19 protein-coding genes and 1 tRNA gene are annotated in these 15,227 nt (G+C 72.3%); 11 read left to right on the top strand and 9 right to left on the bottom strand.

Features of this window, described 5'->3' with window-relative positions:
• Positions 1-37 precede the first annotated feature (37 nt).
• Positions 38-1,453 (top strand): cysteine--tRNA ligase, encoded by a 1,416-nt coding sequence (gene cysS, locus ACZ6PY_RS12980; protein WP_466071761.1) that lies wholly within the window; start codon positions 38-40, stop codon positions 1,451-1,453.
• Complete coding sequence (gene rlmB / locus ACZ6PY_RS12975; RefSeq protein WP_466071759.1) at positions 1,453-2,571, top strand: 23S rRNA (guanosine(2251)-2'-O)-methyltransferase RlmB; 1,119 nt, start codon at positions 1,453-1,455, stop codon at positions 2,569-2,571. Before cysS ends, rlmB begins: the two co-directional genes overlap by 1 nt.
• Positions 2,572-2,630: 59 nt before the next feature.
• Here the strand turns inward: rlmB and ACZ6PY_RS12970 are convergent, their stop codons facing one another.
• A complete protein-coding gene (locus ACZ6PY_RS12970; RefSeq protein WP_313724148.1) occupies positions 2,631-3,722 on the bottom strand; it encodes an ABC transporter ATP-binding protein in 1,092 nt (363 codons plus the stop codon).
• 364 nt (positions 3,723-4,086) lie between these two features.
• Between ACZ6PY_RS12970 and ACZ6PY_RS12965 the strand changes: the two genes are divergently transcribed.
• Positions 4,087-4,163 (top strand) — tRNA-Thr (locus tag ACZ6PY_RS12965).
• Between the two features lie 158 nt (positions 4,164-4,321).
• Here ACZ6PY_RS12965 and ACZ6PY_RS12960 read toward each other — a convergent pair.
• From ACZ6PY_RS12960 to ACZ6PY_RS12950, 3 genes are read right to left on the bottom strand one after another with little or no spacing between them, the layout of a single operon-like run.
• Complete coding sequence (locus ACZ6PY_RS12960; RefSeq protein WP_466071757.1) at positions 4,322-4,870, bottom strand: hypothetical protein; 549 nt, start codon at positions 4,868-4,870, stop codon at positions 4,322-4,324.
• Positions 4,837-5,040: a hypothetical protein gene (locus tag ACZ6PY_RS12955; RefSeq protein ID WP_466071755.1), complete on the bottom strand. Its 204-nt coding sequence runs from the start codon at positions 5,038-5,040 to the stop codon at positions 4,837-4,839. Before ACZ6PY_RS12955 ends, ACZ6PY_RS12960 begins: the two co-directional genes overlap by 34 nt.
• Positions 5,041-5,079: 39 nt before the next feature.
• On the bottom strand, positions 5,080-5,721 hold the full coding sequence (locus ACZ6PY_RS12950) for a TetR/AcrR family transcriptional regulator (protein WP_466071753.1): 642 nt from the start codon (positions 5,719-5,721) through the stop codon (positions 5,080-5,082).
• A 133-nt stretch (positions 5,722-5,854) separates the two neighbouring features.
• Here ACZ6PY_RS12950 and ACZ6PY_RS12945 point away from each other — a divergent pair, with 133 nt between their 5' ends.
• Both ACZ6PY_RS12945 and ACZ6PY_RS12940 read left to right on the top strand, forming a co-directional pair.
• Positions 5,855-6,592, top strand: coding sequence for an SDR family NAD(P)-dependent oxidoreductase (locus ACZ6PY_RS12945; RefSeq protein WP_466071751.1), 738 nt, complete (start codon positions 5,855-5,857; stop codon positions 6,590-6,592).
• 82 nt (positions 6,593-6,674) lie between these two features.
• Positions 6,675-7,361: a TMEM175 family protein gene (locus ACZ6PY_RS12940; protein WP_466071749.1), complete on the top strand. Its 687-nt coding sequence runs from the start codon at positions 6,675-6,677 to the stop codon at positions 7,359-7,361.
• 23 nt (positions 7,362-7,384) lie between these two features.
• Here ACZ6PY_RS12940 and ACZ6PY_RS12935 read toward each other — a convergent pair whose 3' ends face one another.
• Positions 7,385-7,849: a nuclear transport factor 2 family protein gene (locus ACZ6PY_RS12935; protein WP_466071747.1), complete on the bottom strand. Its 465-nt coding sequence runs from the start codon at positions 7,847-7,849 to the stop codon at positions 7,385-7,387.
• Positions 7,850-7,990: 141 nt separating this feature from the next.
• Positions 7,991-8,893, bottom strand: coding sequence for a LysR family transcriptional regulator (locus ACZ6PY_RS12930; protein WP_466071745.1), 903 nt, complete (start codon positions 8,891-8,893; stop codon positions 7,991-7,993).
• A 103-nt stretch (positions 8,894-8,996) separates the two neighbouring features.
• Here ACZ6PY_RS12930 and ACZ6PY_RS12925 point away from each other — a divergent pair, with 103 nt between their 5' ends.
• Entirely contained in the window at positions 8,997-9,830 is an 834-nt protein-coding gene (locus tag ACZ6PY_RS12925) for an oxidoreductase (RefSeq protein ID WP_466071743.1), read from the top strand.
• Between the two features lie 71 nt (positions 9,831-9,901).
• Here ACZ6PY_RS12925 and ACZ6PY_RS12920 read toward each other — a convergent pair whose 3' ends face one another.
• Complete coding sequence (locus ACZ6PY_RS12920) at positions 9,902-10,366, bottom strand: carboxymuconolactone decarboxylase family protein (protein ID WP_466071741.1); 465 nt, start codon at positions 10,364-10,366, stop codon at positions 9,902-9,904.
• Positions 10,367-10,508: 142 nt separating this feature from the next.
• Here ACZ6PY_RS12920 and ACZ6PY_RS12915 point away from each other — a divergent pair, with 142 nt between their 5' ends.
• The 4 genes from ACZ6PY_RS12915 to ACZ6PY_RS12900 all read left to right on the top strand — a co-directional run bounded on the left by ACZ6PY_RS12915 (position 10,509) and on the right by ACZ6PY_RS12900 (position 12,978).
• Positions 10,509-11,363 (top strand): sigma-70 family RNA polymerase sigma factor, encoded by an 855-nt coding sequence (locus ACZ6PY_RS12915; RefSeq protein WP_466071739.1) that lies wholly within the window; start codon positions 10,509-10,511, stop codon positions 11,361-11,363.
• Complete coding sequence (locus ACZ6PY_RS12910; protein WP_466071737.1) at positions 11,360-11,788, top strand: helix-turn-helix domain-containing protein; 429 nt, start codon at positions 11,360-11,362, stop codon at positions 11,786-11,788. Before ACZ6PY_RS12915 ends, ACZ6PY_RS12910 begins: the two co-directional genes overlap by 4 nt.
• A gap of 90 nt (positions 11,789-11,878) precedes the next feature.
• Positions 11,879-12,298, top strand: a complete 420-nt coding sequence (locus ACZ6PY_RS12905) for a VOC family protein (RefSeq protein ID WP_262282778.1) — start codon at positions 11,879-11,881, stop codon at positions 12,296-12,298.
• Positions 12,299-12,366: 68 nt separating this feature from the next.
• Positions 12,367-12,978, top strand: coding sequence for a histidine phosphatase family protein (locus ACZ6PY_RS12900; RefSeq protein ID WP_466071735.1), 612 nt, complete (start codon positions 12,367-12,369; stop codon positions 12,976-12,978).
• 88 nt (positions 12,979-13,066) lie between these two features.
• Here ACZ6PY_RS12900 and ACZ6PY_RS12895 read toward each other — a convergent pair whose 3' ends face one another.
• On the bottom strand, positions 13,067-13,726 hold the full coding sequence (locus ACZ6PY_RS12895) for a type 1 glutamine amidotransferase domain-containing protein (RefSeq protein ID WP_466071733.1): 660 nt from the start codon (positions 13,724-13,726) through the stop codon (positions 13,067-13,069).
• A gap of 72 nt (positions 13,727-13,798) precedes the next feature.
• Between ACZ6PY_RS12895 and ACZ6PY_RS12890 the strand changes: the two genes are divergently transcribed.
• Positions 13,799-14,683, top strand: coding sequence for a LysR family transcriptional regulator (locus tag ACZ6PY_RS12890; RefSeq protein ID WP_466071731.1), 885 nt, complete (start codon positions 13,799-13,801; stop codon positions 14,681-14,683).
• 9 nt (positions 14,684-14,692) lie between these two features.
• On the opposite strand, the gene ACZ6PY_RS12885 is transcribed toward ACZ6PY_RS12890, so the two are convergent.
• Positions 14,693-15,148, bottom strand: a complete 456-nt coding sequence (locus ACZ6PY_RS12885) for a protealysin inhibitor emfourin (RefSeq protein ID WP_466071729.1) — start codon at positions 15,146-15,148, stop codon at positions 14,693-14,695.
• Between the last annotated feature and the right edge of the window lie 79 nt (positions 15,149-15,227).

The following is a 15,227-nucleotide window of genomic DNA, read 5'->3' as shown; positions in this document are numbered from 1 at the left end:
GCCTACCCCGAAATGCACGGACGGCTACCCTTGTGAGGTGACGCTACGCCTGTATGACACCGCCACCCGTTCGGTGCGGGACTTCGTCCCGCGGGAAGCCGGCAAGGTGGGGGTCTACCTGTGTGGTCTCACCCTCCAGGCCCCGCCCCACATCGGCCACCTTCGTTCCGGCGTCAACTACGACGTGCTGCGCCGCTGGCTCACCGCCTCCGGTTTCGAGGTCACCTTCATCCGCAACCTGACCGACATCGACGACAAGATCCTCGTCAAGGCGACGGAGCAGGAGCGGCCCTTCTGGTCGATCGCCTACGCCAACGAGCAGATCCTGGCCGACTCCTACCGGGCGTTGAACGTCCTGCCGCCGACCTACGAGCCGCGGGCCACCGGTCACATCCCGGAGATGCACGAGCTGATCGCCCGGCTGATCGAGACCGGTCACGCCTACCCGGCCACCGACGGCTCCGGCGACGTCTACTTCGACGTGGCGTCCTGGCCGGCCTACGGGTCGCTGTCCGGCCAGTCGCCGGAGGACATGCAGTCCGCCGGGGACGCCCCGGAGCGGGGCAAGCGTGACCCGCGTGACTTCGCGCTCTGGAAGGGCGCCAAACCGGGCGAGCCGACCGACGCCTACTGGCCGTCACCGTGGGGCCGGGGCCGGCCGGGCTGGCACATCGAGTGCTCGGCGATGTGCTGGCGCTACCTGGGGCCCGAGTTCGACATCCACGGCGGCGGGCTCGATCTGACCTTCCCGCACCACGAGAACGAGATCGCCCAGTCGCAGGCCGCCGACCTGCCGTTCGCCCGCTACTGGGTCCACCACGGCCTGCTCGGCATCGGTGGCACCAAGATGGGCAAGTCGCTGGGCAACACGCTCGACCTCGACTACGTCGCGTCCCTCGGGGTGCGCCCGGTGGAGCTGCGCTACTACTACGCCGCCGCCCACTACCGGTCCCGCATCGACTACTCGGAGGACGCGCTGCGCGAGGCCGCGGTGGCGTACCGGCGGATCGAGGGCTTCGTGCAGCGGGCCGCCGAGCGGGTCGGCGCGGGCCAGCTCGGGGAGCTGCCCACCGGCTTCGTCGCCGCCATGGACGACGACCTCAACACGTCGGCCGCGCTGGCCGTGCTGCACGAGGTGGTTCGGGACGGCAACACCGCCCTGACCGGCGGCGACGATGTGACGGTACGCACCACGCTCGCCGCCACCCGGGCGATGCTGGATATCCTCGGCGTCGACCCCCTGGACCCGGCCTGGACCGGCGGCGGCCGTGCCGACGACCTGCGCGGCGTGGTGGACTCCCTGGTCGCGCTCGCCCTCGAGCAGCGCGCCCAGGCCCGCAGCCGCAAGGACTGGGCCGCCGCCGACGCCGTACGCGACCAGCTCAAGCAGGCCGGCGTGGTCGTCGAGGACACCGCCCAGGGCCCCCGTTGGACTATTGGAGAGCAGGACTGATGGCCGGCAACTCGCAGCGCCGTGGCCGGCGACTGACGCCGAAGGCGGGTGCCCCCAAGGGCTCCGGTGGCAAGAACAAGGACTCCCTCGCCGGCCGGGGCCGCACCCTTCCCGCCGACGAGCGGCCCTGGCACAAGGCCTACTCGGGCACCGAGAAGCTGCCGCAGCGCACCGCCTGGAAGCAGGACAAGGAGCGCCGCGCCGCGGCCGAGGAGGGGCGCGCCCCCAAGATCGGCCAGCCGGGCAGCAAGGACACCACCTGGGGCAGGGGCGGGGGCCGGGGCGTCCCCGCCGCGAAGGGCCGCGGCGGCAAGCCCGCCGGCCGGTCCGGGCCCCGGGTCGCCCCCGGCCGTAAGTCGAACCCGGTCAAGGACAGCCCGGAGCTGCTCGTCGGGCGGAACCCGGTGCTGGAGTCGCTGCGCGCCCAGGTGCCGGCGACCGCCCTCTACACGGCCCAGGGCATCGACATCGACGACCGGGTCAACGAGATCATCCGCACCGCCGCCGACCGGGGCATCGCGATCCTCGAGATCAGCCGGGCCGAGCTGGACCGGATGACCGGCGGCGTGCTGCACCAGGGCGTCGGCCTCCAGGTGCCGCCGTTCGCCTACGAGCCGTTCGAGGACCTCATGGCGGCGGCGCTGGAGCAGGCCGCCCCGCTGCTGGTCGCGCTCGACGGGGTCACCGACCCGCGCAACCTCGGCGCGGTGATCCGGTCGGCCGCCGCGTTCGGCGCGCAGGGCGTCTTCGTACCCGAGCGGCGGGCCGCCGGGATCACGGCGACCGCCTGGCGGACCAGCGCCGGCGCGGCCGCGCGGGTGCCGGTCGCCCAGGTCACCAACCTGACCCGCTCGCTGAAGGCGTGCAAGGACGCCGGCTTCATCGTGGTCGGCCTGGACGCCGACGGGCAGACCGACCTCTACGACCTGGAGGCCGCGGTCGGCCCGCTGGTCGTGGTGGTCGGCTCGGAGGGGCGCGGGCTGTCCCGCCTGGTCGGGGAGACCTGCGACCTGACCGTCAGCATCCCGATGGTCTCCGACGTCGAGTCGCTCAACGCCAGCGTCGCCGCCGCCGTCACCCTCGCCGAGGTCGCCCGCCGCCGCGCCGTCGAGGCGTAACAAGGACACGGAAAAGGGGCGGTCCGCCGTGGCGGGCCGCCCCTTTTTTCTCGCGTACGTCAGATCCGGTTGCCGGTGGCGGCGTGGAAGACGTGGCTGCGGCCGGTGCGCGGCTTGACGAACACGGTGTCACCCATGTTCGGCATGGTGCGCCGGTCGGTGCGGACCACGAACCGCTCGTTGTGGCCCTCCAGCGCGGCGTGGCCGTAGACGTTGGCGTCGGAGCCCAGGTCTTCGACCAGCTCGACCACGACCGGCATGCCGCCCTCGGTGGGGCTGACCAGGTCGCAGTCCTCCGGACGGAAGCCGACGGTCACCTTGCCGTCGCCGCCCTCGGCGCGGGCCGCCTCGACCTGCTCGCGGGTCAGCGGCACGTTCAGCTCGGCGAACGCGGCGCCGTTGTCGGTCAGCGGCACGGTCTTGATGTTCATGGCCGGGGAGCCCATGAAGCCCGCGACGAAGACGTTGGCCGGGGTGTCGTAGAGCGCCCGGGGGGTGTCCACCTGCTGCAGGACGCCGTCGAGCATGACCGCGACCCGGTGACCCATGGTCATGGCCTCGACCTGGTCGTGGGTGACGTAGACGGTGGTGACCCCGAGCTTGGCCTGGAGCGACGCGATCTGCGTACGGGTCTGCACCCGGAGCTTGGCGTCGAGGTTCGACAGCGGCTCGTCCATGAGGAAGACCTGCGGCTCGCGGACGATCGCGCGACCCATGGCGACCCGCTGGCGCTGACCGCCGGAGAGCGCCTTCGGCTTGCGGCTGAGGAACTCCTCGAGCTGGAGCAGCCCGGCCGCCTCCTTGACCCGCCGGTCGATCTCCGACTTCGAGGTCTTGCGCAGCTTGAGGGCGAACGCCATGTTCTCGTACACCGTCATGTGCGGGTAGAGGGCGTAGTTCTGGAAGACCATCGCGATGTCGCGGGCCTTCGGCGGGAGGTGGGTGACGTCCCGGTCGTCGATGTAGATCGCGCCGTCGTCGACGTCCTCCAGGCCGGCGAGCATCCGGAGGCTGGTGGACTTGCCGCAACCCGACGGGCCGACCAGGACGAGGAACTCCCCGTCGCCGATCTGGAGGTCGAGCTGGTTGACCGCGGGGCGTTCGGTGCCCGGGTAGATCCGGGAGGCCTTCGCGTAGGTGACCGTAGCCATGGTGGAGCGCTTCCTTTCACCGGCAGGAACGTGCCGGACGATCCGAGTGAAGGAGCGACCGGCACCCGAGGTGCCGGCCAGACGGGCGGTCGACCGGGCAGCCGAGGCCAACCGGAGTGTCGTCCGTGTCACTGCACCGTAAACGGGTTTCGCGAGCCTGCCAAGACGGGGTGCGGTCGATGGGATCGAGGGCATAACGCATAACGGTCAGGAGGGCACGGGCGGGCATCAATCTCCGTGGTGTGGAGGCCCACGGGCGTCGATCCGGTGGTGTCGGGGTCGGGAAATTGACGTTTTCCGTGCTCGGGAGGCCTGCTGAACGGGATTACCGGCCCTCAGTCGCTATGCTGACCCCGGACCACGCGCCCCTGTAGCTCAGCTGGCCAGAGCACTCGCCTTGTAAGCGAGATGTCGCCGGTTCGATCCCGGCCGGGGGCTCCAATTCCATCAGGTGTCTCGCGGCGGTGGCCGCCGCGAGACGGCCCGATGACAGCAACGCTGACAGCAACGCGGTTCTCGCCGGCTCGTAGAAGAAGGTCAGGAAGACACCGGTCAGCAAGCAGCCCGCGCGGTGCGGAGGGTGCATGTTGAAGGGCGCGTCAGGAGCGACGGAACCAGGCTCGGGCGGAGGCGGGAAACAGCACGAGCAGCGCCACCAGTGCGCCGTACGCTATCGGCAGAAATCCGAAATTGCTGGACCCGAGCGAATTCAGCCCCGACAGCAGAACCAGCACGCCGAGCACCACGGCCACGATCCGGGACCCACGCCAGCCGCGCCGCAGCCCGTACCCAACTGATGCGCAGACACCCACGCCGAGCAGGGCGAGCAGTAGTACTGGCACCAGATTCCGGGTCTCGGACCCGGTCAGCACCAGGACGAGTAACCCGAGTGGCACCAGCGCGCCAGCGGCAACGAGCAGCGCGGCGAGGAGCACCGGCGCGGGTGGCCGGGACGAGACCCGGGCGCTCCCGTCCGGAGTGCTGCCAGTAGCAGCGCGACGGCGGTCATTATCAATGCCCATACCGGGCAAGCTATCCGACAAACACCCGAGCGGCAGGCCCGTGCGCTGCGGGTGGTTGGAGTCGTGGACCTCCAGGACGCCGTTCTGCGCCATCACCGCCGGGAACTGCTGCTGCTCGTACGGCACCCCGGGGGGCAGCGGCCGAGGAAGGCGATGGTCTCGTCGTTCTCGTGGACGACGTGGTGCCGGTAGTCAGGATGGCCGGCGAGGAACGCGCAGACGAAGCACGGCCCTTCGCTCACCCGACGCGCGTACTGCTGGAAGTCGAATGTGACCTTCCGGGGCTGGTTCGCCATGCGAGGAGACTAGGTCGGCCGACGCAGCCGCATCGCGGGTCAGCCGGCCTCCGGCGAGCCGTCGAGCGGCAGGCGGCGGGGTGGCTGCTCCGGCAGTGCGCGCGGGTTCGGCACGTGCAACCCGTCGAGGGCCAGTTCGAGGTATCGGCGCCAGGCCTCCGGCTGTGCGGCCAGCAGGGGCGCCGCCGTCTGGTGGATGCCGCCGAGCAGCAGCACGATGTCCGTCCCGGTGACATCGTCGCGCACGGCGCCGTGCTCCCGCGCCCGAGCCGTGAGCGCCTCGGCGACCTCGCAGAGCTGGTTGATCGCCTCGCGTACCTCGGGATTCTGCAGTGACGGGCGCCCGACGACCTCGCAGAACGCGCGGTCGGCGGCGAGCGCCTCGACGCCGCTGGTCATGAATTCCCGGAGCGCCAGCGCCGGGTCGTCGGCCTGGAGCAGCCGGTCGGCTGTGCCGGTGAGCCGGTCGAGCAGTTGGAGCATGATCGCCGCGAGCAGGTCGTCCTTCGAGGCGAAGTGCCGGAACACGGTGCCCTTGGCGAGGCCGGCGCGCTGGGCGATCTCGCCCATCGACACCTCCACGCCGTGCTCGGCGAAGGCCTCGGTCGCGGCCCCGAGCAGGAGCCGCCGGTTGCGCACCATGTCCGCTCGCTGGCCGGCGGCGCCGGTCGTCTCGGTCATGCGCGCCTCCCTCCCTGTGGAGCCTATCACCAAAATGACCGGCTGGTCAGGTTAGCTGCTACGGTGAAGCTGACCGACCGGTCATTTTAGTGTCCGCCGGCCGCGGTCGCGGACCGAACCTGGGGAGGAACAGATGGAAAACCCGCTGGAAGGAAAGGCCGTCCTGGTCACGGGCGCTTCGTCGGGCATCGGCCGGGCCACGGCGCTCGCCCTGTCGGCTGCGGGTGCCCGGGTCGCCGTCGGGGCCCGGCGGGCCGACCGGCTGCGAGCCCTCACCGCGGACGCCCCCGGCGAGATGCTGGCCCTCGACCTGGACGTCACCGACCCGGAGTCGGTGCGGAGTGCGGTCGCGGCGACGGTGGCGCGCTTCGGAGCCCTGGACGTGCTGGTGAACAACGCGGGCGTCATGCTCAGTGGCCCGATCCTCGGTGCGGACACCGCGGAGTGGACCCGCATGGTCGAGACCAACCTGCTGGGCTCGATGTATGCGGTCCACGCCGCCCTGCCGCACCTGCTCTCGGCACAGGGCGCGGTGGTGCAGATCTCCTCGACCTCGGGCCGCACGGCATCGGCCGCGAGCGGCGTCTACGCGGCCACCAAGTTCGGCGTCAACGCCTTCTCAGAGGCGCTGCGGCAGGAGGTCACCGCCCAGGGAGTGCGCGTCGTCGTCATCGAGCCCGGATTCGTCGCGACCGAGCTGACCAGTCACCTCACCGATCCGACCATGCGGGCCGCGGCGCGGGACATGGCGGACTCCATGCGGACCCTGCGGGCCGAGGACGTCGCCGCCGCGGTCCGGTACGCGCTCACCCAGCCGGAGCACGTCGCCGTCAACGAGATCCTGATCCGACCGACCGACCAGACCCGCTGAGTCCTGCCGCGGCGGACCGCCCGGGGCGGGACGTTTCGGTGATCGATCCCGCCCACGGTCCCCGCGCTGTTAGCGTGCGGCGGTGTCCGCAGGTCCCGAGGAGACTCAGCCGGGTGGTACCCCGCGCCTGGCCGACATCGGCCGTCTGGCGGCGTTCAGCGACGGTGTCTTCGCCATCGTCATCACCCTGCTGGTGCTGGACCTGCGGGTGCCCGAGTTCCACAAGGGCGAGCTGCTCGCGTCGCTCCTCAGGGAGGGCCCGTCCTACCTGGCGTTCACGGTGTCGTTCATCTACATCGGCGTCCTGTGGCTCAACCACCACGCGCTGCTGCGGATGGTCCGCGGCACGACCCTCGCCCTCAGCTGGATCAACATCGCCATCCTCTTCGGCGTGGTGATCATCCCGTTTCCGACCGCGGTTCTGGCGTCGGCGCTCGTCGACGGCGACACCGAGGACCTGAGGGTCGCCGTCGTCATGTACGCGCTCGCGGCGGCGCTCATGTCGGCGCCCTGGCTGGTGTTCTTCGCCTACCTGCGCCGTCACCCGACGCTGCGCGCCGGCCACATCGACCAGGACCACGTTCACGCGCAGGAGGCCCGTCCGATCACCGGCCTACTCCTCTACGGGCTGGCCGGCCTGCTCGGCTGGATCGTGAACCCGCTGCTCGGGCTGCTCGGCATCATCGTGATGATCATCTATCACGGTGTCACCAGCGAAGGTCTCCGTCCCGGAGCGCTCCGGTGGGTCCGGGCCGGCCGCCGGCGCTGACGCGCCACCGGCCGTCCCTGGCCCTACGGCGTCGAGGTGCGGCGATCGACCCAGTCGGTGACGAGCCTGCGTTCGGCGAAGAACCAACGGCCGTCCTGGCGGACGAACGTGTCGTGGTACCGGATCGACATGACCATGAGGTTGCGCTGTCCCTCCTCGGTCCAGAGGTGGTGCGCCAGGCAGTACGTCTCTCCGGTGGCGCGGTCCCCGTCGATGGTCACCGTGCGCTGACCGTTGAAGTGGGTCGTCCGGTCGTAGTTCCGCAGCGCGCCGAAGGCGTCTGCGAGTTCGTCCCGGCCGTTCAGGACCTGCGTCGGCTCGGTCGTGTCGGGCTCGCCGTCGTACACGGCGACGCGGGCGTCGGCGGTGAAGAGCGCGGCCTGTCCCCGGGCGTCGCGTCGGTCCGCCAGGCGGGCGTAGGCGTCGACCAGCTCGCCGAGGGCCACCCGGTCGGCGGCCTGCTCCGGGGAATGGTGGGGGTTGCCCATGGTGGTTCCTCGTGCTTGGCGGGATCGTGATCCCGATCGGTATTGGCAAGGACGATACTGGTCCAGTTCGGGCCGAACCGGCCAACACGGATTACCTGGCACGGCGGCAGCCGCAGCCTGTGGACCGCCGGTGGCGGGCGGTCAGCCGGTGGCGGTCAGGTCGGTCGTGGCGGCCAGCTCGGTCACCACGTCCTTCACGCGGCGCAGCGCGGGAGAGGGGTTGTCGGCCAGCCAGACCATCTCGGTGGTGGCGAATTCCCCGGCCAACGGCACGAACACCACACCGGTGCGGCGCAGGTTGTGCGCCGACCACCCGAGCCGGGTGATCCCGACACCCGCCGCGACCAGGCCGAGCAGCCCTTGAACGCTCGCGTCCCGGGCGACGATGTCGGGGGTGAACCCGGCGGCCCGGAAGGTCTCGTCGAACGCCCGGTGCCAGGGTTCCCAGGAACTGCGCGGAGTCATCACCCACCGTTCGTCCGCCAGCTCGGACAGGGTCAGCTCGGCGCGCTCGGCGCGCGGATGCCCCTCGGGCAGGACGACGCACACCTGTTCGGTGGCGATGGTCCGTGCGACCAGCCCCGGGACCCGTGGCGGTCGGGTGAACGCCAGGTCGTACCGGCCGCTGAGCACGCCCTCGACGAGCGGGGCGATGGTGGTCTCCTCGGTGACCATCTCCAGGTCGGGGAGGCGTTCCCGGGCGGCCCGGACCACCGGCGGCAGCAGGTGGTTCGCCGTGGTGGCCAGGAACGCCAGGTGGAGTCGGCCCGTCTCGCCGCGGACGGCCCGCCGGACGACGGCGACGGCCTCGTCCGCGCGGTCCAGGACCGCGCGGGCCTCGGGCAGGAACAGCGCCCCGGTATCGGTGAGCCTGGTGCCCCGGCTGTCCCGGTTGAACAGTTTCGCGCCGAGGATCCGTTCCAGCGCGTTGATCTGCTGGGAGAGCGACTGTTGCGTGATCATCAGGCGGCTGGCCGCCCGGGTGAAGCTCGACTCCTCGGCAACGGCCACGAAGTACCGGAGCTGCCGAAGATCAGGGGTCACAGGCCGAGACTACCGCCGTGGCAGGTAACCGGTGTTGGCCGCGCCAGACCGCCCGCCAGCAGCATTGTTCCTGTTCACGACCCCACAAAACGGGAGCAGGAAGATGCAGGACGACACGCAGGGCCGGGTGTGGTTGATCACCGGCTGTTCCTCCGGCTTCGGCCGGGAACTGGCGCTGGCGGCGGTGGCCGCCGGCGACCGGGTGATGGCCACCGCCCGCCGGCCGGAGACCCTGGCCGACCTGGCCGAGCGGGACGGGATCACCACGACGGCGCTGGACGTCACCGATCCGGCCTCGATCGACGCCGCGGTCCAGGCCACGCTCGCTGCCCACGGCCGGATCGACGTACTGGTCAACAACGCCGGTTCGTTGGTCCTCGGCGCGGTGGAGGAGGTCACCATGGCGGAGCTGCGCCAGCAGATGGAGGTGGTCTTCTTCGGCGCGGCCGCGGTCACCAAGGCCGTCGTACCGCTGATGCGCGAGCGGGGCAGCGGGACCATCGTGCAGATGAGCTCGCTGGGCGGGCAGAAGACGTACCCGGGGTTCGGGGCGTACCACGCCGCCAAGTGGGCCCTCGAAGGCATGTCCGAGACGCTCGCGACCGAGCTGGCGCCGCTGGGCGTACGGGTGCTGATCGTGGAACCGGGCGCGTTCCGTACCGAGTTCAACAACAACAAGTACGTCACCGCGCAGACGGCGGCGTACCAGGACACGGCCGGGGCGACCCGCCGCCTCACCCACGAGTTGTCGGGCGCGGAGCCGAACGACCCGGTGAAGGGAGCGGCGGCGATCCTGACCGTGCTGAACAGTGACCGGCCGCCGTTGCGGCTCCTGCTCGGCAACGACGCCGTGGACGGGCTGCGCGAGCACCACGAGGCGCTGCTCACCGAGCTGGCCGCCTGGGAGGAGACCAGCCGGTCGACGGCGGTCGCCTGACCGCTGTCCGCGGATGTGCCGACCCGGCCCGGGCGGAGGTGCGCACACCTCCGCCCCGGGCCGGTCGCCGGTCAGCCCCAGTTCTGCGGCGCCGGCTGCCGGGTGGTGGCGTTGATCCGGTTGAAGAAGTTGGTGGTGGCGATCCAGAGCACCAGCGCCGCCAGCTCCTTCTCCCCGAAGTGCCGGGCCGCCTCGTCCCACACCGCGTCCGGCACGGCGTCGCTCCGGTCGGCGAGCCGGGTCGCGTGCTCGGCCAGGGCGAGCGCGGCCCGCTCGGCGTCGGTGAAGTACGGCGTCTCCCGCCAGACGGCCACCGCGAAGAGCCGCTCCTCGGTCTCGCCGTTCTTCCGGGCGTTGCGCGCCCCGGAGTCCACGCAGGCGCTGCACCCGTTGATCTGGCTGGCCCGCAGGTGGACCAGCTCCAGGGTGGTGGCCGGCACGCCGGCCGAGTGCGCGGCCTTGTAGAGCAGGTTGACCGCCTTCACGGCGTCGGGGAGGAGCGCCGCCGGGTTCTGGATGCGAGCATCGAGAGACATTTCCATCAATCCTGTCCTGTTACGCTGGCCGGCGTTCGCCGCGCGGCCGCTGTCGTCGTCCGTCATCTGGTTGTCGAGGGCCGGCCCGGTGGCGTGACAGATGTGACCGCGGTCACCCGCGGCCGTGGGGGATGGCGAGGCCGTGAGCGACACCGACCTGTTGGTCCGCAGCTTCGAGGAGCAGCGCCCGCGCCTGCGCGCGGTGGCCCACCGCATGCTCGGTTCGGCCGCCGAGGCCGACGACGCCGTGCAGGACACCTGGCTCCGGCTGAGCCGCGCCGATGTCGGCGCCATCGACAACCTGCCCGGCTGGCTGACCACCACGGTCGGCCGGGTCTGCCTCGACCGGCTGCGCTCCGCCAGCGTCCGGCACGAGGAGGCCACCGGCGAGGCGGGTGAGACGGCCGGCGGGCGGGACCCCGAGCAGGAGGCGCTGCTCGCCGAGTCGGTCGGCCGGGCGCTGGAGGTCGTGCTGACCACCCTCGGTCCCACCGAGCGGCTGGTGTTCGTGCTGCACGACATGTTCGCCGTCTCGTTCGAGGAGATCGCGCCGGTGGTGGACCGCAGCACCCAGGCGGTGCGGCAGATCGCCAGCCGGGCCCGCCGCCGGGTGCAGGCCCGCTCGGCCGACCCGATCGTCGATCCCGCCCGCCAGCGCCGGGTGGTCGAGGCGTTCCTCGCCGCGTCCCGGGACGGCCGCTTCGACGACCTGGTCACCCTCCTCGACCCGTACGTGGTGATGCGCGGCGACGCCGCCGCGGTGCGGATGGGCGGGACCGCGGAGTCGCGCGGCTCCGCGGTGGTGGCCGGCTTCTTCAACGGCCGCGCCCAGGGCGCCGTCCCCGCGTTCGTGGACGGGCTGCCCGGCGCGGTGGTCGTCGTGGACGGTCGGACCCGCCTCGCGCTCAGCTTCACGGTCACCGACCGGATCATCGGCATCGAGGTGGTGGCCGACCCCGAGCAGCTCCGGGAACTCGACCTGGTGGTGGGGGGATGAGTCGCGCCGTCGAGGAGTCGAACCGGGCGATGCTGCGCGCCCGGGACGCCATGGACCGGGCGTACGCGGAGCCGCTCGACGTGCCGGCGCTGGCCCGGATCGCGCACGTCTCGCCGGCGCACTTCATCCGCACCTTCCGGGCCACCTTCGGCGAGACCCCGCACCGCTACCTGCAGCGGCGGCGCGTCGAGCGCGCCATGTACCTGCTGGTGCAGACGGAGCAGCCGGTCACCGAGATCTGCCACCTGGTCGGCTTCGGCAGCCTCGGCACGTTCAGCCGGACGTTCCACGACATCGTCGGCGAGTCACCGTCGGCCTACCGGCGCCGCCGGGCGGCGGGGGTGGCCGTGCCGAGCTGCTTCACCAAGGCGTGGATGCGGCCGAGCCCCGCGGTCACCGCCCGCGGACGCGACACCGCACCCTGACCCCGAGGCGGTCGCCGAGCCAGGGATCGCGGGCGAACCTGTCACTTTTGGATAAGCGGCAGGTCAGCGGGCTGCTCTAGCGTTTCGGGCATGACGATGACCTCGATTTCCCGCTCCCAGATCTACGTCCTCGACCAGGACGAGGCGCTCGACTTCTACGTCGGCAAGCTCGGCCTCGAGGTGAACACCGACCAGGACCTCGGCTTCATGCGGTGGCTCACGGTCAACGTGCCCGGCGACCCGGAGCACGAGATCCTGCTGGAGAAGCCCGGTCCGCCGGCCCTCGACCCGGCGACCGCCGAGCGGGTCCGCGAGCTGCTGACCAAGGGCGCGATGAGCGGCTGGCTCTGCCTCACCACGGACGACGCGCGCAAGGCGTACGAGGACCTGGTGGCCAAGGGCGTGGACATCACCGACGAGCCGACCGAGCGGCCGTACGGGATCGACTTCGGCATCCGCGACCCGTTCGGCAATCGGATCCGCATCGGCCAGATGCACCCCCGCGCCTGACCGGCGGGGCCGTCAGGGTCGGGAGTCGGCGGCTAGTCTCGCCTCTCCCGACCCTGGAGGTGACCCGAGTGCCCAGCCGACTGCTCTACCTGGTCCGGCACGCCGAGCAGGATCGACCGGAGGAGGAGGCGGACACCGGCCTGTCGGCGCGTGGCCGGCGGCAGGCGACGCTGCTGGGCGAGCGTCTGCGCGGCACCGACTTCGCCGCGGTCCACCACGGACCGTCCCGCCGCGCCGCGGAGACCGCCGCGCTGGTCGCCGCCGCGCTGCCGGGCGTCCCGGTGTACGAGGACGACCGCGCCGGGGACCACCTGCCGCACGACACCGATCCGGCCGGCCTGCCCGAGCCGTACGCGGCCTTCCTGGCGGATTTCACCGAGCGGGAGCGACTCGACGGGCCGCGCGTGACCGCGGAGGCCGTCTCCCGCTTCGCGACCGCGCCCGCCGAGGGCGACGTCCGCGAGTTGATCGTCACGCACAACTTCCTGGTCGCCTGGCTGGTCCGGCACGCCCTGGAGGCCCCGGAGCGCCGGTGGATCGGCCTGAACCACCAGAACGCCGGCCTGACCGTCATCCGCTACACCCCCGCCGCCCCGCCCACCCTGATCGCCCTGAACGACGTCGCCCACCTTCCCCCGGACCTCCGCGCCACCGGCCTCCCCCCGGCCTACCGCCTCTGAACCCACACCACCTGCCGGTGATCATGAGGTTGGCGGCGCCGAATCGGGCATTCCGCACCGCCAACCTCATGATCGCCGAGGCCGGGGGTCAGGCCGCGAGCAGGTTGACGACCGCGTGGGCCAGGGCGCGGGCGGACTGGGGGTTCTGGCCGGTGACCAGGCGGCCGTCCACCACCACCTGCTCGGTGAAGTTGGGCGCCGGGACGTGCTGGGCGCCGGCCTCGGTCAGCCTGTCGGCGAGCAGGAACGGGACCTCTCCGGTGAGGCCGACCGCCGCCTCCTCGTCGTTGGTGAAGCCGGCCACCCGCTTGCCGGCGACGAGGTGGGAGCCGTCGGAGAGCTTCAGGTTCACCAGCGCCGACGGGCCGTGGCAGACGGCGGCCACCACCCCGCCGTGCTCGTAGATCGAGCGGGCGATCCGGGCCAGGTCCGGGTCGTCGGGGAAGTCCCACATGGTGCCGTGGCCGCCGGCGAAGAGGATCACGTCGTACCCGCTGGGGTCGACGTCGGCGGCCTTCGGGGTGTCCGTCACCCCGGCCGTGGCGAGGAAGTCGTTCTGGGTCCGGTCGTTCTCGTCCCGGCCGTCGAGCGGCGGCTCTCCACCGGCCACCGAGACGAGGTCGACCTGGTAGCCGGCCGCCCGGAAGACCTCCCACGGCTCCGCGGCCTCGCCCACGTAGAAGCCGGTCGGGCGGCCGGTCCGGCCCAGCTCGGAGTGACTGGTCAGCGCGATGAGTGCACGAGTCATGCCGACCATGCTGGCGCGCGGATCCATAGCTGACCAATAGGCGAAACCGGAGCCGGCGATAGGTTTTCTGATGTGAAGGCATCCCTGGACCTGCTCCGCAGCTTCCTCGCCGTGCACCGGTCGGGGTCGATCACCGGCGCGGCGGAGCTGCTCGGCCTGGCCCAGCCCACGGTGACCGCCCAGCTGCGCGCGCTGGAGGAGGCGGTCGGGCGGCCGCTCTTCGAGCGGCTGCCCCGGGGCGTCACCCCGACCGCCGCCGGGAACGAGCTGGCCCGCCGGGTCGCCGATCCGGTGGACCGGCTCACCGCGGTGCTGGCCGAGGACGCGACCACGGCGTACCCGCGGACCGTGTTCCTCGGCGGGCCGGCCGAGTTCCTCGCCGAGCGGGTGCTGCCGGCGCTGGCCGGTCCGGTCGCCGACGGCCTGGAACTGCGGGTCTCGGCCGGGCTGCCGGAGCAGTTGCTGGACGACCTGGTGGCCGGGCGGCTCGACCTGGCGGTGACCAGCGTGCGCCCGCGCCGTCGGGGGGTGGCCGGCGAGCCGCTCTACGACGAGGAGTTCGTGCTGGTGGCGGCGCCGGCCTGGGCCGGGCGGCTGCCCGACCCGGTGACCGCCGCGGCACTGCGCGACGTGCCGCTGGTGGCGTACGGCGAGGAGGCCCCGATCCTGCGCCGGTACTGGCGGACCGTCTTCGACACCCGGCTCACCCGGACGCCCAGCCTGGTCGTGGCCGACCTGCGGGCGGTCCGGGCGGCGGTGGTGGCCGGTGCCGGGGTGAGCGTGCTGCCGACGTACCTCTGCCGGGGTGAGCTGGCCTCCGGCGCGTTGCGGGCGCTGCTCGCGCCGCCGGTGCCCCCGCTCAACACGCTCTTCCTCGCGGCCCGGCCGGGGGTGACCGGGCGGCGGGAGGTGCAGGCGGTTCGCCGGACGCTGCTGGCGGCGGCCGCCGGCTGGTGACGACCGGGTTCAGCCGGTGGCGCGGGTGAGCAGGTCGACCAGGGCCGCGGTGGCGGGCGGCGGGGTGGCCTGGGGTGGGCAGTCCACGTACCCGGTGGTGGTCGGGCCGACGGTGAGCCGGTAGCTGAACGCGTCCGCGCACATGGTGGCCGGGACGGTGGCGGCGGCCTCGGCGGCGAGCCGCGAGTCGGTGGCGAGCTGACGCAGGCGGTCGAGGTCGGCGTCGCTGAGCCGGCCGGTGCGGGAGGCGCCGGCCCGGTCGACCCGGGTCCACCGACCGTCGGGCTGCACCGTGACGGTGTCGTTGAGCCCGACGATGCCGCCGGACTTCGTCAGCACCACCGGTATGCCCGGCGCGGCGGTGGCCGGGCCGTCCGACGCGGGCCCGCCGCCGGTCCGGGCGCAGCCGGCGAGCGGGGTGAGAAGCGCGGCGACGAGGGTCGCCGCGACGGGGATGGCTCTCATGCCGATCGGACGCACGGCGGGGCCACCCGGTTCCGACACGCTCCGTCGCATCGTCCGAACGGTCAGTGTCTCCGGCAGG

The organism is Micromonospora sp. NPDC048907, assembly GCF_055586885.1.
The sequence above is the reverse complement of the archived record's forward strand: the minus strand, read 5'-3'. Positions and strand labels throughout refer to the sequence as shown.